The sequence below is a fragment of the Vibrio sp. RC2502 genome (assembly GCF_054850435.1).
Genome location: NZ_CM141453.1, coordinates 2061508 through 2082860 on the forward strand (window position 1 = coordinate 2061508; position 21353 = coordinate 2082860).

The following is a 21353-nucleotide window of genomic DNA, read 5'->3' on the forward strand; positions in this document are numbered from 1 at the left end:
TATCTTTTTAATTATTAGGTTTAAGTGAAGTTGAACTTATGAAATTCGTAAAAATCGCTCTTATTGTCGCTGTTGTAGCTATTGCTCTGTTCGCGGCTAAACAAACTGGCATTCTTGAAATCATCACAGACATCAAGAGCCTACAAGATTGGATCGCCAGCTTTGGTGTGTGGGGCTACGCCGTATTCGTAGCAGCATTCGTGTTTGCGTGTGTTTTCCTACTGCCGGGCAGCGCGTTCACCATTGTGGCAGGTATCGTATTTGGCCCTATCAAAGGCGGTATCTTAGCGCTGTTTTCTGCAACGCTTGGCGCAGTAGCGGCATTCATCGTGGCGCGCTTCCTGCTTCGCAACACCATCATGAAAAAGTTTGGCGATAACCCAATCTTCAAGAAAATCGATGACGGTGTAGCAGCAAACGGTACAAGCTTCTTAATTCTGACTCGTCTTGTCCCTGTATTCCCTTTCAGCCTACAAAACTACGCTTACGGTCTAACCAGCCTAAACCTAGGCACTTACGCACTGGTTTCTCTACTAACAATGGCACCAGGCGCATTCATCTTCGCTTACATGGCGGGTGATATTGCGACAAACGGCGTGTCTGTGATGTTGCTAGTGAAGTTTGCGGTTGCGGGTCTTGTGCTGTTTGGTATGTCTCTGATTCCAAAATACATCGCGAAGAAAAAAGGCATCAACATGGAAGAATTAGCGAAGTAGTCCGGTCTATCCAACATTGATGCTAAAAGAGTGCAGCTATCGTGCTGCGCTCTACCCTTTACATCATTGATAGTAATTCCCTGAATCAATTAATAAATCCTATTGGGATTCACATTGATAATACCGCGAGATAGATTACTATCCTTGTGAAGGACAGAGGCTATTCGTGAACAAACTCAGCGAAGCTTCAAACAAGAACCAGAAGAAAAACACGGACTACGTATGAAAAAGCTACTCAGTACCATTGGCATTTTAGCCACCACTTTTGCAACTTCATCTTTTGCTGACTCATCGGCCGCTAGTGAATGGCAAAAAATCGAACAACAAGCTGACGGACAAACCGTCTATTTTCATGCTTGGGGTGGTAGCCAAGAGATCAACCGCTATATCCAATGGGCAGGCAAAGAGCTTAAATCTCGCTACAACGTGACGCTAAATCACGTGAAAGTCACTGATATTTCCGAAACCACCACTCGCCTAATCGCAGAAAAAGCCGCAGGCAAAAACAGCGGTGGCAGTGTTGATATGGTTTGGATCAATGGCGAAAACTTCAAATCAATGAAGGATAACCAATTGCTGTTTGGTCCTTTTGTTGAAGGCTTGCCAAGCTGGCAGTACGTTGACAAATCATTGCCAATTGATGTGGATTTTTCAGAGCCAACTGAAGGTCTGGAAGCACCTTGGGGTGTGGGGCAATTAGTGTTTATTCATGATGAGCAAACCCTGCATAACCCTCCTCGATCTTTTGCTGAAATGCTGAGTTACGCAAAAGCGTTTCCAAATCGCCTAACTTACCCTCGCCCACCAGAGTTTCATGGGACAAGCTTTATTAAAGCACTGTTGATTGAGTTGACCAACAACGATCCCGCTTTGCAAAAACCAGTCACTGGTGAAACATTTGAGCAAATCACTCAACCGCTATGGGCTTACCTAGATGAGTTCCATAAAGTTGCTTGGCGTGGCGGTAAGCAATTCCCAGGAGGGACGGCTGAAACGCTTCAATTACTGGATGATGGTCAGATTGATCTTGCGATTACCTTTAACCCAAACGCGGTTTTTTCTGCGCAATCGAGTGGTAATCTTGCAGAAAGCACCAAAGCGTATGCGATGGACGCAGGTGCACTCTCAAACATTCACTTCTTAGCGATTCCTTGGAACGCAAATGCCAGTGCCGGTGCGCAAGTTGCGATAAACTTTTTATTGAGCCCTGAAGCACAATCTCGCAAAGGTAACCTTAACATCTGGGGCGATCCTTCAGTGCTAAGCAGCCAATACCTAACAGGTTCGGCTAAAAATACTCAACAATTCAAATCTATCGCTGAGCCGCATCCGAGTTGGCAATCTGCCTTAGAAAAAGAATGGTTGAAACGCTACGGGAATTAATAAGAGCCCATGTTAAGAGCGCTATATTTAGTCATTATCGCTGTTTGTATTTTACCTACCATTCCGGGACTACTCGGAGTGGTGGTTTCTGCGCTCGGTTATGTACCTCCTATCGGCTTGCACCACTTTTCTTTGGATGGCTTTAACGCTGTTTTTGATTGGGAGGGTGTTTGGACATCCATCGGGCTGACTTTCTACTCTGCCATTTTCAGTAGCTACTTGGCTTGCTTGATCACATTTGCGATTTTGCAAGCATCGTGGGGCAGCAAGTTTTGGCGAAAAATTGAAGTTAGCCTCTCGCCACTTCTCGCTATGCCGCATGTCGCGTTTGCAATTGGCTTTGCGTTCTTGTTTGCACCAACCGGTATGGGCGTTCGTGTTCTCAACCAACTGTTTGGTTATGATCCAAATGCGCAAACGGTGAATGACTTAGCGTTGCTGATTAAAGACCCGCATGCACTCGGTTTGGTCATCATGCTTGCGATTAAAGAAGTGCCGTTTTTATTGTTGATGAGTATTCCAATTCTTCAGCAATTGAAAGTCGATAAGATTGAAAAAGTCAGTCACTCAATGGGCTACAGTTCGGCGCAAGCGTGGTGGAAATGCGTATTCCCACAATGGATAGCAAAACTGCGCTTTCCAATGCTGGCGGTATTGGCTTACAGCTTGTCGGTTGTCGATGTTGCATTGATTATTGGCCCTACCAACCCACCAACGTTTGCGGTTTTGGTATGGCAGTGGTTTAACGACCCAGATTTATCGCTACTACCAAGAGCTGCCGCAGGCGCGGTCGTGTTGTTTGCAATCGCTAGCCTTTTGATTGGATTTGCACGCTTGATGGAATGGTGTATTACCAAAGGCTTCAAACGCTGGCAGTACTCTGGTCGAAACGGGTTTCGTTTACCCGGTAAAACCCTATTTTCACTGATTGCGCTACTCGCACTTCTAATGATTCCACTCATGGTGGTGTGGAGCTTTGCTCAACGCTGGCGCTTTCCAGATTTACTACCGAGCCGCTATAGCCTGCGTTTTTGGGAATACGAATGGCACAGCATTCTTGGCACGCTGGAACAGAGCATGCTGATTGCCGTTATCAGCGCGACCGTCGCTCTAGCTCTTGCCTTGATCGCACATGAGTATCGCCTTCGTTATCGCTGGCAGGTGCCAGGTTACATCATCGCCATCCCGATGCTGATTCCTCAATTATCGGTGCTATTCGGTATGCAAGTGGTAACACTGTACTTAAACAGTAACGCGTATTTCTTTTGGGTATGCTGGGCGCATGTATTCTTTGCGTTCCCATTTATTTACCTCTCGCTAGACGGCCCGTGGCGCAGCTTCGATAACGGCTTAACTCGCGTCGCACTCAGCTTGGGTAAAACACCGATGCAAGCTTGGTTAAAAGTGAAACTGCCAATCCTCCTACCTGCGATTGCATTCGCATGGGCGGTTGGGATTAGCGTAAGTCTGGCGCAATACTTGCCGACATTGGTGCTAGGGGCTGGGCGCATTAGCACCATCACCACCGAAGCCGTTGCGCTATCCAGTGGTTTTGACCGACGTGTCACCGCGATTTACGCCATTTGGCAAGCACTCTTGCCTTTCTTGTTCTTCTCTTTTGCGATACTACTAAGCCGCTTACACGTGAAGTATCGCCGCTTGTCTATAAAAGGTTTACTACTGAATGAGTCTTTGTCTCGAAAACCTCGCCATCCGTAAAGCCAATGGCGACACGCTTTTTTCAGCGTTCAACATGACCGTAGAGAAAGGTGAAATTGTTACTCTGATGGGACCAAGTGGTTGTGGTAAATCCACTTTGTTGGATGCTATTGCTGGGCACCTATCCGCCGAGTTCAACTACTCTGGATCCATTACGCTTGATAACGAAAAGTTGGATGCCCTCCCTGCCCATAAGCGTCAGGTCGGTATTCTATTCCAAGACGATTTGCTCTTCCCTCACTTGACGGTGTGGGAGAACCTTGCCTTCGCGCTACCAAACTCAATCAAAGGTGATGAGCGTAAAGCTCACGCCATGCAAGCACTGAAGAACATTGCATTGACCAAACTTGCCGAATCCTTCCCAGATCAAATCTCCGGAGGACAACGTGCCCGTATTGCTTTGACTCGTATGCTGTTGGCAAAGCCGAAAGTTGCGCTACTCGATGAGCCCTACAGCAAGTTAGATAAAGATCTGCGCGTACAATTTCGCAATTGGGTGGTAGAGCAATTGCAGCAAGCGAACATCCCTACTTTGATGGTAACCCACGATGAAGACGACATTCCCAATGGCAGCCGCTGCCTAAACTGGCCGTGGGAGACAAATCATGCTTGATAGCCTGAGTATAAAGCTCATCCGCAAACCGCTCGCACTCAGTGCGACATACCTCGATAAATGTGGCATCACCGCAAATCAGACGACAGTATTTGGTTTTGTGCTTGGCTGTTTTGCTCTGCCGGCTTTGATCACCGAACAATACTTGTTGGCATTGCTGTTTATTTTGCTGAATAGAATCTGTGATGGATTAGACGGTGCACTGGCGAGGATTCAAGGCATTACCGATGCGGGAGGTTTTCTCGATATCAGCTTGGATTTTCTGTTCTATTCCCTGATTCCTTTTGGTTTTGTGTTAGCAAATCCAGAACAAAATGCCATTGCAGGGGCATTTTTGATTTTTTCCTTTGTCGGAACGGGAAGCAGCTTTTTAGCTTTTGCCATCATGGCAGGGAAACAAGGCATCGATAATCCGGTGTATAAACACAAATCTCTCTACTACATGAGCGGCTTAACCGAAGGCACGGAAACCATCGGCTGTTTTGTGCTGTTCTGCCTGATGCCACAACACTTTTCGGTCATTGCATACATCTTCGGTGCGGCATGTTGGTTTACCACATTCACGCGAATTTACTCTGGGTTTCATACGCTCAAAGGCCGTTAACACCGCTCAGAAATGTACGTATTCTTGAGAAAAAACATCACTAAGCGGCTGTTTATTAACGCATCAAAGCACATGCTAAATTGAGGTATATACTCTTTGGGTGGAGAAACCATTCGGAGGCTATATGAAAAAACACATCAAGTTAGGCATGTTGCTCACCATTACTTGTGCGATCGTGCTTGGCGGCTGTAGCTCACCTAACCCGTACGGAGATGCATACGGCTCGTCCGACACTCGCAAAGTTCAGCAGGTTTACTACGGCACGATAGAAAAAGTAGAACCCGTAACCATTGACGCCTCTACCCAATCCAACGCCATCGGTACAATAGCAGGGGCTGCCGTTGGTGGTATTTTGGGTTCGAAAATTGGGGGCGGTTCTGGCTCGGATATCGCAGCCATTGGTGGTGGTTTATTAGGTGGTTATGCAGGTAGTAAAGCCGCCGAAGCAACCGCGAAAAGAAATGGTGTGAACCTGACCATTCGATTAGAGGATGGAAAGATCATATCTGTCGTTCAAGAAGCAAACCCAAACATGATTTTCCAGCCAGGCCAAGCCGTTCAAATCAACATGTCTGGTAATGACGCAAGGGTTGTACCTCGCTAATTTGAACACGATGACTCCGTTCCATTGGTCTGCTGTTTTGGCTCAAAGAGCTTAGTCCGCGCAAGCGTACGTTGCTTACTCATCGGCTTGCGCGATTCTATTTGTATCAAATTTGATCGTCGTCAATGGAACATCAATCTCCCACACCTTTCGATGTTCAAATGACATCAAATTGCTAGCATGAGCCCATTCCAGATAACTTTGGGCTTGTTATGACACCGACTGTTGACCACGTACTCCTTAATATCGCGCTAAACCTCAGCTCTAATCGCTCTCACGAGCAGCAATATCAAAACCTCATTGATGGGGTCGCGCAAGTATTCCCATGTGATGCGAGCTGCCTGTTTATCTTCGATGAGGATGGGTTTCTGACTCCTGTCGCGGTAAAAGGCTTATCCAGCTCGGTCTTAGGTCGTCGCTATTTCCCCAAAGCACATCCACGCTTAGATGCCATTATTCATAGCCGTGAACCGGTGCGTTTCGATGCCGATTGTTCACTGCCTGATCCTTTTGACGGCACACTATTAACCGAAGACCAGTGCATTGATGTACACGATTGCATGGGCTTTAGCTTGTATGTGGAAGGCCTACTTGTTGGCGCACTAACGATGGACGCTCTAACGGTGGGCGCGTTTGATGACATCGATCCTGTCGCTATCGAAACCTTTGCAGCTTTGACCGCTGCGACATTGCGTAACATTGCTCAATTAAAAGCACTCAAAGCGCAAAACCAGAAGCAAAAAAGCGTCACTCAAACCCTTATCCAACAAGCCCGCTCTCAACACGGCGAAATGGTGGGCTTAAGCCCACAGATCAATCAATTACGAAACAATATTGCGACCGTTGCTCAATCAGATTACGCGGTACTTATCACAGGAGAAACCGGAACTGGTAAAGAACTGGTCGCGCACTCGGTACACGCGCAATCTCATCGTAGCGATAAGCCGATGATTTACGTCAACTGTGCGGCTTTACCAGAAGGTCTGGCTGAGAGTGAACTGTTTGGCCATGTCAAAGGCGCATTCACTGGAGCTAATAGCCACCGTGCCGGTAAGTTTGAACTGGCAGACGGTGGAACGATTTTCCTTGATGAAGTGGGCGAACTGCCTTTGATTTTGCAAGCAAAATTGCTGCGCGTAATTCAGCAAGGCGAGCTGCAACGTGTAGGTAGCGATCAGCATTTGATGGTCAATGTGCGCATCATCGCCGCGACCAATCGACAATTAGAAAAAGAGGTCGAATCTGGCACGTTTCGAGCAGACCTTTTCCACCGTTTGAACGTGTTCCCAATCCAAGTCCCCCCACTGCGTGCCCGTGACGGAGATATTCCCGTTTTAGCAGGATATTTGTTGGAAAAAGTACGCCAACAATTCAATGCACCCAATCTGCACGTTCATCCTAAAGTGTTGACTCAATTGGAATCTTTACCTTGGTACGGAAACGTGCGCGAGCTCGAACATACGTTAACTCGCGCGGCTTTGCACGCCATTCAACAAGGCGCAAGCACGATCATGCTTAACCATTTCGACACCTCATTGGCTCTCGATGATGTAAAAAACACATCGCATTATCTACCTAAAGAAAGCCAACCAATGCGAGAGCTAATAGAAAGCTATCAACGTGATTTAATTGAACATGCTTTAAGCCAAACTGGTGGTGTTTGGGCAAAAGCAGCGGAGTTTTTACAAATGGATCGCGGGAACTTATATCGGATGGGTAAAAAACTTGGGATCAATAAATAACCAACCGCAAGAAGCCGATGTAATTAAGACATCATTTGCGTTGTCTTAATTACATCACCTCCTCTATCAAAAACAAACAAAACCATTAAAAATCAACAATATAATAATTGGCACGCATTCTGCTCTCTAGTGGTCAACATCACGACTATTAAAACAATCACTGGAGAACCCAATATGTTCTGTATTCAATGTGAACAGACAATTCAAACCCCTGCTGTTAAAGGTTGTTCTTTTGCACAAGGCATGTGTGGCAAAACTTCTGAAGTATCAGACCTACAAGACGTGTTGGTTTACACACTGCAAGGGGTTTCTTTTTGGGCATCAAAAGCACTTGAATTCAACATCATTAACGATGAAATCAACCAATGGGCACCCAAGGCATTTTTCTCTACATTGACGAACGTTAACTTCGACCCTGAACGCATCCTGGAGTTAACTTCTCAAGCCGCAACGTACAAAGCATTGTTAAAAGAGCAAGTAATGTCTGCTGCGACTTTGTCAAACACCAACCTTACTGACATTCCTGCCGTTGCCAACTTCGAGCTACCAAACAGCGCAGAAGCGATCTTAGCTTTTGCTCCTCAAGTCGCGGTTAACCGTGGTAAAGACCAAGTACATGAAGATGTTATTGGCCTACGCCTACTTTGCCTATACGGACTTAAAGGTGCCGCAGCGTACATGGAGCACGCACGCGTTCTTGAGCAAACCAACAACGATATCTATGCCGAATACCATGAAATCATGGCGTGGTTGGGCACCGATCCTGAAGATCTCGGCGAACTACTTGATTGCTCAATGCGCATTGGCCTGATGAACTACAAAGTGATGGAAATGCTCGACCAAGGTGAAACAACGACCTTCGGCCATCCAGAACCAACCACGGTGAACGTCAAGCCAGTAAAAGGTAAATGTATTCTTGTTTCTGGCCATGATTTGCATGACCTAGAAAAAATCCTGCAACAGACCGAAGGCAAAGGCATTAACGTTTACACCAATGGTGAAATGCTGCCTGCACACGGCTACCCTGAGCTGAAGAAATACTCTCATCTTGTAGGTAACTACGGCAGCGCATGGCAAAACCAGCAGAAAGAATTCGCAAACTTCCCTGGCGCAATCGTAATGACGTCAAACTGCTTGTTGAATCCAAATGTGGGTCAATACGCAGACCGTTTATTCACCCGTAGCATTGTTGGCTGGCCTGGTGTTGCACATATCGAAGGCGATGATTTCAGCCAAGTGATTGAATGTGCTCTAGCACAAGACGGCTTCCAACACGATGAAATCGAACACCACATCACGGTTGGCTTCGGTCGCAACGCACTGATGAACGCCGCCCCTGCGGTTATCGACCAAGTGAAGCAAGGCAACATCAAACACTTCTTCCTAGTCGGCGGTTGTGATGGTGATAAAGCGGAACGCAGTTACTACACCGATTTTACGGCTGAAGCGCCAGAAGACACGCTAATCCTGACCTTGGCGTGTGGTAAGTTCCGCTTCAACAAGAATACGTTCGGCGATATCAACGGCATCCCTCGCCTATTGGATGTGGGCCAATGTAACGATGCTTACTCAGCAATCCAGCTTGCACTTGCACTGGCGAAAGAGTTTGACTGTGACATCAATGAGCTACCACTCACGCTTGTGCTTTCTTGGTTCGAGCAAAAAGCGATCGTTATCTTGCTAACGCTATTTGCATTGGGCGTGAAAGGCATTTACACAGGCCCTACTGCACCGGCATTCCTAACGCCAAACCTAATCGCCATCATCCAAGAGAAGTTCGATATGCGCAGTATTGGCAATGTTCAGGATGATCTAAAAGCCATCCTAGCAGCTTAATAAACTTGCTTGTTCGCGCCTCCTTACGTGGAGGCGCTATCTATTTCGAACTAAAAATAGCCACAACCAAAGAGATTGTTATGTTTTTTGAATGGCAAGGTAACCAACCCGTCACACTCCGTTGCATCGACAAATACTTCGAAACACACGACACCGTCAGCATCAAATTGGCCGAACTAACCGAATCACTTCTGTTTCAGTTTAAACCTGGCCAGTTTATTAACTTGGGCGTCGAAATTGATGGAAAAATGGAGTTTCGTGCCTATTCAATCAGCTCGATCAATGAAGACGATCACCTTCAACTCACCATCAAACGAGTATCTGGCGGTAAAGTATCGAACTACATCGTTGACTCGCTGCTGCTCGGTGATACCGTTCAAGCATTACCACCAACGGGCGAATTTAACTGCATTGACCATCCACCCGTTTTACGTGATGGCGAAACAAAAGCCTTGCTTATCAGTGCAGGTTGCGGCGTCACGCCCGTATTTTCGATGGCAAAACACTGGCTGAGTAATCAAGATGAAAACGACAACGATGTGGACATCGCATTTCTTCATATCGCACGCAGCCCTGAAGAGACGATTTACTACGATCAGCTAGAAACGTTCGACGCTGTGTATCCCAACTTCCATTTAAAGCTGTTGCTGAAAAACCGCGAAGGAACGTCACACCCACAAGGTCGTTTGAATGCCGACTGGCTTAAAGAGCTTGTTCCTGATTTCAAGCAACGCACCGTTTACCTGTGTGGTCCAAGTCAGTTCATGCAAGATGTTCACGGCTATTTGAATGACCTTGGTTTTGACATGACGAACTTCTACCAAGAGAGTTTTACGCCAGCGACTGGCGCAGAAACATCGGTCTCCGATGAAGTTGTTCGTGTTTCTGTTCCTGACTTTGCTCAAACCATCGATGCGCAAAAAGGTCAGGTACTGGCCGATGTGCTTGAAGGCGCAGGTTTACCATTAATCGTCGCTTGTCGTAGCGGCATTTGTGGCTCGTGCAAATGCAAGGTTCGTCAAGGCAACGTCTCTTCCACCAGCCTAGAAACATTAACGCCAGAAGAAATTGAACATGGCTATGTGCTCGCCTGCTCATCAACCATCGAAGCGGATCTTGAAGTGCAGATTGGTTAGTTTTCCAAATACAAAAAAGCGCCGCGATACGTCTGTCTAGTTGTTTCGCGGCGCTTTTTTTGATGTTACTTCTGTTGCAACAAAAGTCTTTTAGCTAAACAACAACACTTTCAATGCTGCTTCGCTGTCTACGTCCATAAACTCTGGTGGGTTATCCAGACGCTCGCGGAACGTCAGTTGTGGCGCTTCTTCTTGCATACTTTCAATCAAGAAATCACTGGTCACTGATGGTGAGTTCACACACGCCATCACTTGACCGCCCTCTGCCAACAAATCAGGCAATCGACGCAGAATCTTTTTGTAGTCTTTGGTCAGTGCAAAGCTGCCTTTCTGGAATGAAGGTGGATCGATGATAATCAAGTCATACTGACCAGATTTTTTAATTTTACCCCACGATTTAAAGATATCGTGCCCCATAAAGCTTACCTGGTTGATGTTATGACCATTTAGCTTGTGGTTCTCACGACCTTTAAACAGCGACGCTTTTGCCATGTCGACGTTAACCACTTTATCCGCGCCACCCGCAATGGCAGCGACAGAAAAGCCACACGTGTAAGCAAACAAGTTGAGCACGTTTTTATGCTTAGCATTTTCGCGTACCCAATCACGACCGTAGCGCATGTCCAAAAACAGACCGAAGTTTTGGTTGCGGCCAATATCCAATTGGTATTTCAAACCGCTTTCTTCAACGACAGGGCGAGCGTCTAATTCACCGACAAGCACTTCTGAAGGCGCACCATCGGCATAACGGTGCTGAAGAACCATAGTGCGACCTTGCTTATTTGCCCACAGTTGTGATTGTGCCACCGCATTGAGGCCGCTTTTCAGCTCAGCGAGAAACGCGTCGTCGACTTCTTTAAACAAGTTGATAATCAACTGACCTTGTAACCAATCACAGGTGATTTGCTCTAGGCCCTCAAAACGACGGCCACGACCATGAAACAGTCGACGAATTTCGTTAGGAGCTTGCGCGAGCTCGGTTTCTAGATGCTGAAAGAACAGCGGAAGTTGTGATGCTTGCATCGAGTTCTCTTATTAGTTTTCTTTGTGACGGTTATTTGATCGTAGGCCAGTTCAGTTCCCAAGGGGAAAGCCAAGTATCCAAACCCTGAGAGACGATTTCACTGTGCCATTTGTTACCCAGCACTTGGTATTCTCGTGGGTCGCAAACAAAACGATATTGCTCATCTCGGTATTGGAAGCAAAGTGAAAGTGCATGCAGGTAACCGCGATCAGCCTCATTGCCTGCATTGTAAATCGGGTCGCCAACAATACCTGAGCCAACCGATTTTAATGCCACGCGGATTTGATGCGTTTTACCAGTGTGTGGCTTACATAAAAATAGGCGCTCTCCGGGCTCTGCCGCAAGAGAGAAAAACTGGGTGACGGCTGGGTTATTTTTGCTGTTGACCAGCTTCCATGATGAACGGCGCGAACGCTCCATATCACCAACGACCAAACCTTGTTTCTTTTTCGGCTTTTTAGAGCCAATCGCCAGATAGAACTTTTCTACTTGTCGGTCAGCAAAGGCTTGCGATAACGCACTGGCCGCTTTGGCGTTGCGTCCGAGGAGCAGAATACCCGATGTCATTTTATCCAAGCGATGGATAAGATAGAGCTGCTCATCACCACTCTGCTTAGCCACTTCTTGCAACAGCATTGTGTCGCCATCGTCTTTATGAACAGAGACGTTGGGATGCTTATTGATGATCAGAAAATCGGGATGGGTATGTAGAATATCGAACATAAAAAACTGGCTCCACGTTTGGAGCCAGAAGTATACCGATTCTGATTGATTAGGCGAGCTTAAACTTACCCACTAGTGTTTCCAACTCGTGTACCTTGCGGTTCAAACCTTCTACGCTTTGTGAGCTGTCATTCGCTAGTTGCAGTGAGCGAACCGAAATGTCGCTGATCGACGTAATATCTGCGGCAATTTCTTTTGTCACCGCAGTTTGCTCTTCGGCTGCGGTCGCAATAGAGTTCACCATGCTTTGCACGTGCCCTGCACCAGCAACGATTTCTTCCAATGATTCCACCGCTCCCGAGCTTTGGCTAACACCAATTTCCACCAAACGGCAACCATCTTCGGTGTAAGTCACGGCTTCTTGCGTGCCAACTTGAATCGCTTGGATAATCTCGCCTACTTCTTGTGTTGCTTTCGTCGTACGCTCAGCAAGTGCACGGACTTCATCAGCCACAACCGCAAACCCGCGACCAAACTCACCCGCACGCGCAGCTTCAATTGCCGCGTTTAACGCAAGCAAGTTAGTTTGCTCTGCGATGTCTTCAATCACTTTAATCACTGCGCCAATTTTCTCGCCATGAGCACCAAGGTGATTCATCTGAACCGACATGTCCGCCATTTGCTTCGATACCTGTTGAATGCTCTCTACCATTTCAACAATGACGGTACGGCCTTGCTCGGCTGTGGCTTCTGATTTACGAGCTTCTTCAAACGTAGACGCACCTTGTTCCGCCACTTGTGAAATGGTCAAACTCAGCTCTTCTGCCGCCGTTGCGATGAGGTTCGCTTTGTCGGCTTGGCTACTCGCACCAGAAACAATGTCTTGACTAACAACAGACAACTCACTCGTTACCGACTTAACTTCTTCAGACACGACTGAAATAGAGCCGATCAACCCCGTTAGAGATGCCTGCATTTTATTTAAAGAGGTCGCTAAGTTAGAAAGCTCATCACCCGATTCGTCTTTGATAGGAGAAGCTGTCAAATCGCCTTCCGCCACACGTTGTGCCAAAGTATCCAGTGCGGTCAAACGCCCTGTGATTGAATTAGACAACAAGTATGCAATGAACACTGTTGCGATCGCCGCAAGCGTACCTAGCGCGTAAATGGTGTTCTCAATATCGTTGAATGAATCGGTCAATTGGAGAAGCGCATCATGTGTGCTTTGTCGACCTTCTGCCGTTGCCGCATTGAGCATGTCTTCAATTGGAGCTAGATTCACCTCGTACAACTGACGGACTTGCTCAACGTTTTCTTCTAAACTGCGATGCCCAATATTCGGCTGAATTTGGCTCTCAAAGCTCGACGTAAAATTCGCCATAAGCTGCTCAATTTTTTCGATATTGCGATAGTCTTCTCCACCAGCGGTTTCAAGACGTTTTACATCAGCCAACGCAGAGGCAAACTCTTTCTTGTTCGATTGATATTCACGTTGTGCACCACTGGTATTGATGATCATACCGACAGCATCTCGATAAATATCCCCAGCTTCATCGATCAAAGCCATGTATCCGATGGTCTCTGGGACGTCGTCTGTTCTGACTTCTTGTGCCACTTTATGTGAATTAATCACTTCAAACGTAATAATCGCGATCATCACCAACATGGTTGCCAAAATGGCACCAAAGCTCGCATATAACTTTTTACGAACTGACATTTTCACTGACAAGGTTCCTTATAAATTATGTTCTGTGCAGACATTGCTGTATCAATCTGCACATGAATTATTTCGGGACGATAGACACCCCTTTGCAGTGGTTGCGCATTTTATGTGACAAACATCACATTGCAATTAAAGTTTTATAAAAAGACACAATTAATCTAAAAATGTCAGTCTTATCCTACAGACACAAAAAAAGCGGGAGCCTTACTAAGCCCCCGCTTTTCTTTATCTTTTTAAGTCGTTTACAGTTTCTTCGAAAGTAATCCTGCAAAACCAATAATCGCGATACCTAAAACCATGATTTCGCCTTTGCCACTATCGAAGCCAGACTTAATGCCCATGAAGGCAACAATAGCAATCGCTACCGGAATGACGTATTTAACGAGGTTGTACCATAAGCCAAATAGTGGGAATGATACTTCGCCATCATTCGTGATTTCTTTTTCAAGCTCTGCACGGTTTAAGCGCCAGCCAGCAAAGATACATACCAACATACCCCCAACCGCTAGGAAGATTTTGTCTGTCAGTAGGTCGAAAATATCGAATGCGCCAGTACCAAATAGCGTTGGTCCCATACCGCCTAGCGAAAGCGATGCAAAGACACAAAGTGATGCCATCACGACACTTGCTGAAACTACTGCGTTAGAACGTTTCATGCCTTTCTCATCGATAAGGTAAGAAACCACTACTTCTAACAATGAAACCGAAGAGGTAAGCGCCGCTACCGTTAATCCGATGAAGAACAGAAGCGCAAGTAGCAAACCAATCACACCGCCCATTTCCGCGAACAATTGAGGAACAACGACGAACACCAGACCTGGGCCGGCTGCTGGCTCCATGCCAAAAGCAAACATTGCAGGGAACATCGCGACACCAGCAAGGATCGCTACGCCGGTATCCATTGCCGTAACCATGCCTGTTGTTTGAACGAGGTTTTCTTTCTTCTTCAAGTAAGAGCCATAAGTCATCATACAACCCATACCAAGACTCAATGAGAAGAACGCCTGACCTAATGCTGCAAGTACCACGTTACTGTCTACTTTTGAGAAGTCTGGCATGAACAAGAATTCAAGGCCTGCCATCGCACCTGGAAGCATCAAACCTTTCACCGATACGATGATCAAGATGATGAACAGCAGCGGCATAAGAACTTTACCCGCTTTTTCGATACCGCCAGAAATACCTTTCATTACGATCAGTACGTTAAGGAAAAGGTACACACCCATCCAGAACAGCGGTTGTAGCGGATCAGAAATGAAACCACCAAAGCTGTCACCGATTGCCTCCGGCGTGCTTAGTAGACCACCACCGACTTTAAAAATGTACGCTAACGCCCAACCACCTACGACTGGGTAAAAACCCATGATAAGTAACCCACTAAACACACCAATTACGCCAGTGAACGTCCAGCGTCGGTCAGTGGATTTAAATGCGCCTACTGCTGATAGACCTGTCTTACGACCAATAGCGAACTCAGTAAGCATGACGCTAAAGCCGATAAAAATAACAAAGAAAAGGTAGATCGCAACGAACGCACCGCCGCCACTCTCACCTGCTGTGTACGGGAACTTCCAGATGTTACCCAAACCAACAGCGGAACCCGCTGCTGCCATTACGAAGCCTAATTTAGACCCCCACGTATCACGTGGTGCTGCTGTATTAGTTGTAGCCACGCTTATTCTCCAAAGATTTGTTGTGTTGTGTATGCATAGAGATAGGCGTCTAAAATGTTTGTGTAAATTTTTGTATACACTTATAAGAAGTTTGTTCGACGCTCTATGTATAGCAAGTAAAGCAGTTCCCCATTAGAATTGGAACCCCAAAAAGTACATTTATCGCACAAGTGTAGTATTACGCACGTTAAATGCTGCTTTTTTGTTCGATAGTTAAAGAATAGCCTTATTTTTCACATTAAAATAACAGAATCACCTGTTATGAAATTTGTTCCTCATGTAGGGTCAATCCCACTTCTCATTGGGAAATCTGTTCCCCCAACCCACTTTTATGCTTAATATCCTAGATGGGCATATTACTTTGAGCGTATATGGACAAGTTCTATCATTTTCTTACTCTTACTGGCATTGGACTGTATTGGTTCTTAGTTGCTGGTGTTACTTTACGCGTTGTTTTGAAGCGTCGTGCGGTGAGCGTGTCTTTAGCTTGGCTAATGATCATCTATATCCTTCCCGTGCTTGGCGTCGCGTGCTATTTCCTATTTGGTGAGCTGAACTTAGGCAGAAAACGAGCTGAACGAGCAAAAGAGATGTTTACCCCTTTTGCCAAGTGGTTTAGTCAACTCAATGATTGCCACGCGCACATGCCTGAAACCATGGGTCGCCATATCTACCGTATCGATGAACTGTGTAACAACCGTCTTGGGCTACCTGCTCTGAGCGGGAATACTCTGTCCTTGCAACAATCTCCTGATGAAATTCTGCACTCCATCATCGAAGACATCGAGAATGCTAAAACGAGCATTCGAATGGTGTTCTACATTTGGCACCCAGGCGGCTTGGCCGATTCGGTAGCATCCGCTCTTATCCAAGCATCTAAACGCGGTGTGGATGTGAAGCTGCTATTGGACTCTGCGGGTAGTCCGCGCTTCTTCAGAAGTCCTTGGTACAAAATGATGAAAGATTCGGGTATCGAGGTTATTCAGGCGCTCGAAGTGAAGATGTGGCGTATGTTCTTACGTCGTCTTGATCTTCGCCAGCACCGTAAAATCATCGTCATTGATGATGAAATCGCCTATACAGGCTCAATGAACCTTGTCGATCCTGCATACTTTAAACAGAGCAGCGGCGTTGGGCGTTGGATCGATATCATGGTGCGAGTTACAGGGCCAACCGTAAACGTACTGAGTGCAATTCACTGCTGGGACTGGGAAGTAGAAACGGGCGAACGTTATCTGCCGAAGTTGCCGGAGTGCAAAATTGACAACAGCAAATACCAACATCCGATTCAGGTCGTTCCATCTGGCCCCGGCATGCCAGAGTATTTGATTTATCAAGTGCTTACTTTGGCAATAAACCAAGCCAATCGTTCGGTACGAATCACAACACCGTATTTTGTACCTAATACCGACTTGCTTGAGACGTTAAAAATGACGGCGCAGCGCGGTATTGATGTTGAGCTGATCATACCGCACAAAAATGACTCACTTATGGTTCAGTGGGCATCGCGCGCTTTCTACAGCGAACTTTTGGCCGCTGGCGTGAAAATTTACGAGTTCTATGGTGGCTTGCTGCACACCAAATCGGTCGTTATCGACGACCAGTTCTGTTTGGTTGGTACAGTGAATATGGACATGCGCAGCCTGTGGCTGAACTTTGAAGTCACTCTGGCTGTCGACGATGAAGAGTTCACCAAGCAATTGTCATGGTTGCAAGATGGTTATATCAAGCAATCTCATCCTGTCGTTTTGAACGAGTGGGAAAAACGTAGCCTTTATTCTCGTTTCCTTGAGCGTGTGTTCTACCTCTTCAACCCATTGCTCTAAATCAGTGACCATTTCAGTTCAAACCTCCAGTAATGAGAGTCCATGCTGGAGGTTTATTTTATCTGCGTCTTACTTTTCGCATCGACTATTCTGTGCTTTCCCCAATACGTCTCATGTAATCATCGCTACCACACGGCGCTCTAAACGTTCAATCCAAACGGTTATTGGTCGATATGTGACTTTTCCCTTGCAAACCCTATGTCGTCCATGTTTTAAATAATCCAAATTGTAATATTTAAGACAGGGAATTTTTATGTCAGAGGGCAAAAAGACCAAACTCATTACCGCAGGCCGCGATAAGAAGTGGACCAACGGCGTGGTAAACCCGCCAGTACAACGCGCTTCTACTGTCGTGTTTAATACTGTTGCAGAGAAAAACCAAGCCGCAATAAACCGCGCAAACAAAACGCTGTTTTACGGGCGTCGTGGTACTAACACTCACTTTGCTTTTCAAGATGCAATGGTCGAGATCGAAGGCGGCGCGGGTTGTGCTCTTTACCCTTGCGGAACGGCAGCCATTTCTAACGCGATCCTTTCTTTCGTTGAAGCTGGCGACCATATTTTGATGGTTGATACGTGTTACGAACCAACACGTGATTTCTGCAACGTGATCATGAAAAAGATGGGCGTAGAAACCACTTACTACGATCCGATGATCGGCGAAAACATTCGTGATTTGATTCAACCAAACACCAAAATACTGTTTCTTGAATCGCCGGGGTCAATCACGATGGAAGTTCAAGACGTTCCAACCATGGCGCGCATCGCTCACGAGCACGATGTCATTGTGATGCTCGATAACACGTGGGGCGCAGGCGTGAACTTCTCACCTTTCGAGCATGGTGTGGACATTTCTATTCAAGCGGCGACAAAGTACATCGTTGGACACTCTGACGTCATGCTCGGCACCGCAGTGGCGTCTGAGAAATACTGGGATCAGCTTCGCGAACAAAGCTACCTGATGGGTCAATGCGTTTCTCCTGATGACGCTTACCTTGGCCTACGAGGCATTCGCACTTTGGATATTCGCTTACGCCAGCACGCTGAAAACAGTTTGAAAGTCGCACAGTGGTTGGCAAGCCGCCCTGAAGTGGATCATGTTCGCCACCCTGCCCTAGAGACTTGCCCTGGTCATGAGTTCTTTGAGCGTGATTTTACTGGCGGCAATGGCTTGTTCTCATTTGTGCTGAAAACCTCGTATCCAAAAGCGACCACAGCTTTGCTTGATGGCATGAAACACTTCAGCATGGGTTACTCTTGGGGTGGTTATGAGAGTTTGATTTTGGCTAACGAACCTCGCAGCTTTAACAGCTTACGCACGGTCGCCAATCCGAACTTTGAAGGCACTCTGATTCGTATTCATGTAGGCTTGGAAGATGTTGAAGACTTAATCGCCGATTTAGAAGCCGGATTTGCTCGATACAACGCCCTAGTGCTTGAAAAAGAAGTCTCTCTGAAATAACTCATGTTATCGCCCTGCTCAGCAGGGCTTTTTTATAAGCCAATGAAATAACTGGGATATCTACCGTCTCCCATCTTACTCTCCTTCAATGTTCATCATTTGTGTTGTTTTTCATTTGAGCAATCACAGAATAAAAACATGTGCTTCATGAAGACTTCCCATCTTCTCAATTTGTCTCCTACCTTTTACCACTCATAAGAGGTCATACCACAAGGAGATAACTTTGAAACTCAAACTCATAGCAGTGTTGCTTTTTACTCTAATTACCCTACCGATTGCTTCAGCCAACACTGGCTATACGCAAACCAAATACCCCATTGTGTTGGTTCATGGTTTATTCGGCTTTGACTCGCTGGCTGGCGTGGATTATTTCTTTGGTATCCCTCACTCATTAACCAAAGATGGCGCTACAGTTTATGTGGCACAAGTTTCTGCGACAAACAGTAGCGAAGCCCGCGGTGAGCAGCTTCTTTCTCAAGTCGAAACCTTACTCGCCGCTACAGGTGCTAGCAAAGTGAACCTCATTGGTCACAGCCATGGTGGCCCAACAGCGCGTTATGTAGCCTCTGTACGCCCTGATTTAGTGGCTTCTGTCACCAGTATCGGCGGAGTGAACAAAGGCTCAAAAGTCGCAGACTTAGTACGCGGTACTGTTCCAGAAGGCTCGGGGACAGAACAGTTAGCCGTTAAACTCGCGCAGGGGTTAACCACTCTGATCAATCTGCTTTCAGGTGGTTCAGATCTTGATCAAGATCCACTGGCTTCGTTAGCCGCATTAACGACGGAAGGCTCGCTAGCTTTTAACCAACACTACCCTGAAGGCATTCCAACCAGCGAATGTGGCGACGGTGATTTGCTGGCACCGAACGGTGTGTATTACTACTCATGGACCGGATCATCCACTTTTTCCAACGTTTTCGATCCGACAGACGCAGCCATGATGGTACTCGGCTTGGCATTCGATGGGCCAAACGATGGACTCGTTGGCGCATGCAGCACTCATTTAGGAAAAGTCATTCGTGATGATTACAAAATGAATCACTTGGACGAAATTAACGGTTTACTCGGTATCCACCATCTTTTTGAAACCGACCCCGTCACGCTGTATCGCCAGCATGCGAATCGTTTGAAACTGCAAGGTCTGTAACAGGAGTTCCCCATGAAGAAAGTCGCTCTTATCGCTGTGCCCATTCTTTCGCTTCTCGGTGTGGGAGCGGCTTCCCTCTACGTATCGGACTCACCACAATCCAAGATGGCTCAATCGCAACATGACACTGCTATCGACTTCTCCTCTCAGAAAGACTTTTTTGAGTACTCATTAAGTGGTTTGGGGGAACATAGCCTTGAAGAAATCCAAGAAAATATTGAAGAAAGTATCTCGCAGCAAAACTCACTAGGCATTGATGTTGAGTTGTTTCAAACCTATCTCGCGTACAAACGAGCGCTTTCTAAATTAGAACCACTTGAAGATACGACGTTATCATTAAGCCAACTGCAACGGCTGAATGAAGCCATTCTAAATTTGCAACTTGAATACTTTAACGATCAACAAATTTCCCAACTATTTGATGAAGAAAATCGACTACGCCAACTCGCAATAGAGAAACTGGTGATTAAAACGTACGAGCAAGACTCTGATTCTCAGCAACTACTACTCAACCAAGCGTTATCTGAACAACCTGAGTACATCCAGCAAAGTGAACGCAACAATGCCTTGACGAGGCAACTCGACCAAACCGAATTACTCAGTTCACAGGATAAGTATCTTGCTCGCGTCGAGTTGGTAGGAGAAGAAGGCGCGCAAAGGCTGCAAAAATTGGATGAACAACGAGCGACGTTTGAAACAGAGCTAACAAATTACCTAGAAAAACGTGCGGATATTCTTGATGATGAAATTTTGGACAGCGAAGAGAAGCAGTTAGAAATTGCCAACTTAAGGAAGCAAAGCTTCGAGACAACTCAATGGCGCCGTATCGAAGCCTTAGAACGTATTCATGACAGCCAGAACTAGCTGTATAAACCGAATAATTATATAAACGAAACGTTACTGGTTTTGTTTTTTAGGGCATCCAACGATGTGGTCATCCACCATGCCAACGGCTTGCATAAAGGCATAACAGATGGTTTCACCGACAAACTTAAAGCCTTTCTTTTTGAGAAACTTACTCATAGCTTTGGACTGTTCTGTCGAAGCAGGTACGTCACTCATTTCATGCCACTGATTTACCACAGGCTTGCCATCGACAAACTGCCACAACGCCTCTGATAAGCTGCCATATTCAGCAATAAGTGCTTTGGCTGCTTTAGCGTTGCTAAATACCGAATTGATTTTGCCGCGATGCTTCACTACATCGAAGTTTTCGACGATGAACTCGGCGCGCTCTTCATTTCTCTGTTCCAACACGTCCAAATCATAGTTTTCAAACGCTTCACGATAGCCTTCTCGCTTTTTCAGAATCGTAATCCAACTCAAGCCAGCTTGCGCACCTTCCAACGTAATAAATTCGAACAACACTTTGTCGTCATAAACCGGAACGCCCCACTCTGCATCGTGATATTCGCGCTCTAGAGGGTGGTTCATCGCCCACGCGCACGTTTTGTGTTCTGTCATTTTTCGTCCTTATAAAAA

Annotated in this window: 18 protein-coding genes; 13 read left to right on the forward strand and 5 right to left on the reverse strand. The window is 46.3% G+C overall.

Going from position 1 to position 21353, the window contains the following annotated elements; genetic code table 11:
• The first annotated feature begins 38 nt into the window (after positions 1-38).
• The 9 genes from ACYJZR_RS09650 (at position 39) to ACYJZR_RS09690 (ending at position 10353) form a co-directional block, all read left to right on the forward strand.
• Positions 39-716, forward strand: coding sequence for a TVP38/TMEM64 family protein (locus ACYJZR_RS09650; protein ID WP_005462335.1), 678 nt, complete (start codon positions 39-41; stop codon positions 714-716).
• 222 nt (positions 717-938) lie between these two features.
• Complete coding sequence (locus tag ACYJZR_RS09655; protein WP_017448685.1) at positions 939-2099, forward strand: ABC transporter substrate-binding protein; 1161 nt, start codon at positions 939-941, stop codon at positions 2097-2099.
• 9 nt (positions 2100-2108) lie between these two features.
• Positions 2109-3818, forward strand: a complete 1710-nt coding sequence (locus ACYJZR_RS09660) for an ABC transporter permease (RefSeq protein ID WP_015296553.1) — start codon at positions 2109-2111, stop codon at positions 3816-3818.
• Entirely contained in the window at positions 3784-4431 is a 648-nt protein-coding gene (locus tag ACYJZR_RS09665; RefSeq protein WP_017448687.1) for an ATP-binding cassette domain-containing protein, read from the forward strand. Before ACYJZR_RS09660 ends, ACYJZR_RS09665 begins: the two co-directional genes overlap by 35 nt.
• Entirely contained in the window at positions 4424-5035 is a 612-nt protein-coding gene (locus ACYJZR_RS09670; RefSeq protein ID WP_005495656.1) for a CDP-alcohol phosphatidyltransferase family protein, read from the forward strand. The genes ACYJZR_RS09665 and ACYJZR_RS09670 overlap by 8 nt, the downstream gene beginning before the upstream one ends.
• 124 nt (positions 5036-5159) lie before the next feature.
• Positions 5160-5639 (forward strand): outer membrane lipoprotein, encoded by a 480-nt coding sequence (locus ACYJZR_RS09675; protein ID WP_005462302.1) that lies wholly within the window; start codon positions 5160-5162, stop codon positions 5637-5639.
• A 212-nt stretch (positions 5640-5851) separates the two neighbouring features.
• Positions 5852-7381 carry a nitric oxide reductase transcriptional regulator NorR gene (gene norR, locus ACYJZR_RS09680; RefSeq protein ID WP_025515757.1) on the forward strand — a complete coding sequence of 510 codons (1530 nt, stop codon included), beginning with the start codon at positions 5852-5854 and terminating at the stop codon, positions 7379-7381.
• Between the two features lie 174 nt (positions 7382-7555).
• Complete coding sequence (gene hcp, locus ACYJZR_RS09685; protein ID WP_025499867.1) at positions 7556-9217, forward strand: hydroxylamine reductase; 1662 nt, start codon at positions 7556-7558, stop codon at positions 9215-9217.
• Positions 9218-9297: 80 nt separating this feature from the next.
• Positions 9298-10353, forward strand: a complete 1056-nt coding sequence (locus ACYJZR_RS09690; RefSeq protein ID WP_406964886.1) for an FAD-binding oxidoreductase — start codon at positions 9298-9300, stop codon at positions 10351-10353.
• Between the two features lie 90 nt (positions 10354-10443).
• On the opposite strand, the gene ACYJZR_RS09695 is transcribed toward ACYJZR_RS09690, so the two are convergent.
• The 4 genes from ACYJZR_RS09695 to ACYJZR_RS09710 all read right to left on the reverse strand — a co-directional run bounded on the left by ACYJZR_RS09695 (position 10444) and on the right by ACYJZR_RS09710 (position 15376).
• Positions 10444-11376, reverse strand: coding sequence for a class I SAM-dependent methyltransferase (locus ACYJZR_RS09695; protein WP_406964884.1), 933 nt, complete (start codon positions 11374-11376; stop codon positions 10444-10446).
• Between the two features lie 31 nt (positions 11377-11407).
• A complete protein-coding gene (locus ACYJZR_RS09700; RefSeq protein ID WP_025551686.1) occupies positions 11408-12100 on the reverse strand; it encodes a TIGR01621 family pseudouridine synthase in 693 nt (230 codons plus the stop codon).
• 49 nt (positions 12101-12149) lie between these two features.
• Positions 12150-13763, reverse strand: a complete 1614-nt coding sequence (locus tag ACYJZR_RS09705) for a methyl-accepting chemotaxis protein (RefSeq protein ID WP_015296549.1) — start codon at positions 13761-13763, stop codon at positions 12150-12152.
• Between the two features lie 242 nt (positions 13764-14005).
• Positions 14006-15376, reverse strand: coding sequence for a sodium-dependent transporter (locus ACYJZR_RS09710; protein WP_021447637.1), 1371 nt, complete (start codon positions 15374-15376; stop codon positions 14006-14008).
• 431 nt (positions 15377-15807) lie between these two features.
• Between ACYJZR_RS09710 and cls the strand changes: the two genes are divergently transcribed.
• The 4 genes from cls (at position 15808) to ACYJZR_RS09730 (ending at position 20735) form a co-directional block, all read left to right on the forward strand.
• Positions 15808-17262: a cardiolipin synthase gene (cls, locus tag ACYJZR_RS09715; protein WP_193237200.1), complete on the forward strand. Its 1455-nt coding sequence runs from the start codon at positions 15808-15810 to the stop codon at positions 17260-17262.
• A 253-nt stretch (positions 17263-17515) separates the two neighbouring features.
• Positions 17516-18724 (forward strand): cystathionine beta-lyase, encoded by a 1209-nt coding sequence (locus tag ACYJZR_RS09720; protein WP_406964881.1) that lies wholly within the window; start codon positions 17516-17518, stop codon positions 18722-18724.
• 223 nt (positions 18725-18947) lie between these two features.
• Positions 18948-19871, forward strand: coding sequence for an esterase/lipase family protein (locus ACYJZR_RS09725; protein WP_406964879.1), 924 nt, complete (start codon positions 18948-18950; stop codon positions 19869-19871).
• A gap of 12 nt (positions 19872-19883) precedes the next feature.
• Positions 19884-20735, forward strand: a complete 852-nt coding sequence (locus tag ACYJZR_RS09730; RefSeq protein ID WP_406964877.1) for a lipase secretion chaperone — start codon at positions 19884-19886, stop codon at positions 20733-20735.
• Between the two features lie 33 nt (positions 20736-20768).
• Here the strand turns inward: ACYJZR_RS09730 and ACYJZR_RS09735 are convergent, their stop codons facing one another.
• Positions 20769-21335, reverse strand: coding sequence for a DNA-3-methyladenine glycosylase I (locus ACYJZR_RS09735; RefSeq protein WP_005462357.1), 567 nt, complete (start codon positions 21333-21335; stop codon positions 20769-20771).
• Between the last annotated feature and the right edge of the window lie 18 nt (positions 21336-21353).

Bases quoted from the DNA above. Each gene is read 5' to 3' on its own strand.
- ACYJZR_RS09700 (WP_025551686.1), bottom strand. From the start codon at position 12,100: ATGTTCGATATTCTACATACCCATCCCGATTTTCTGATCATCAATAAG.
- ACYJZR_RS09690 (WP_406964886.1), top strand. From the start codon at position 9,298: ATGTTTTTTGAATGGCAAGGTAACCAACCCGTCACACTCCGTTGCATC.
- norR (WP_025515757.1), top strand. From the start codon at position 5,852: ATGACACCGACTGTTGACCACGTACTCCTTAATATCGCGCTAAACCTC.
- hcp (WP_025499867.1), top strand. From the start codon at position 7,556: ATGTTCTGTATTCAATGTGAACAGACAATTCAAACCCCTGCTGTTAAA.
- ACYJZR_RS09670 (WP_005495656.1), top strand. From the start codon at position 4,424: ATGCTTGATAGCCTGAGTATAAAGCTCATCCGCAAACCGCTCGCACTC.
- ACYJZR_RS09720 (WP_406964881.1), top strand. From the start codon at position 17,516: ATGTCAGAGGGCAAAAAGACCAAACTCATTACCGCAGGCCGCGATAAG.
- ACYJZR_RS09695 (WP_406964884.1), bottom strand. From the start codon at position 11,376: ATGCAAGCATCACAACTTCCGCTGTTCTTTCAGCATCTAGAAACCGAG.
- ACYJZR_RS09650 (WP_005462335.1), top strand. From the start codon at position 39: ATGAAATTCGTAAAAATCGCTCTTATTGTCGCTGTTGTAGCTATTGCT.
- cls (WP_193237200.1), top strand. From the start codon at position 15,808: ATGGACAAGTTCTATCATTTTCTTACTCTTACTGGCATTGGACTGTAT.
- ACYJZR_RS09665 (WP_017448687.1), top strand. From the start codon at position 3,784: ATGAGTCTTTGTCTCGAAAACCTCGCCATCCGTAAAGCCAATGGCGAC.
- ACYJZR_RS09660 (WP_015296553.1), top strand. From the start codon at position 2,109: ATGTTAAGAGCGCTATATTTAGTCATTATCGCTGTTTGTATTTTACCT.
- ACYJZR_RS09730 (WP_406964877.1), top strand. From the start codon at position 19,884: ATGAAGAAAGTCGCTCTTATCGCTGTGCCCATTCTTTCGCTTCTCGGT.
- ACYJZR_RS09710 (WP_021447637.1), bottom strand. From the start codon at position 15,376: ATGGCAGCAGCGGGTTCCGCTGTTGGTTTGGGTAACATCTGGAAGTTC.
- ACYJZR_RS09655 (WP_017448685.1), top strand. From the start codon at position 939: ATGAAAAAGCTACTCAGTACCATTGGCATTTTAGCCACCACTTTTGCA.
- ACYJZR_RS09735 (WP_005462357.1), bottom strand. From the start codon at position 21,335: ATGACAGAACACAAAACGTGCGCGTGGGCGATGAACCACCCTCTAGAG.
- ACYJZR_RS09675 (WP_005462302.1), top strand. From the start codon at position 5,160: ATGAAAAAACACATCAAGTTAGGCATGTTGCTCACCATTACTTGTGCG.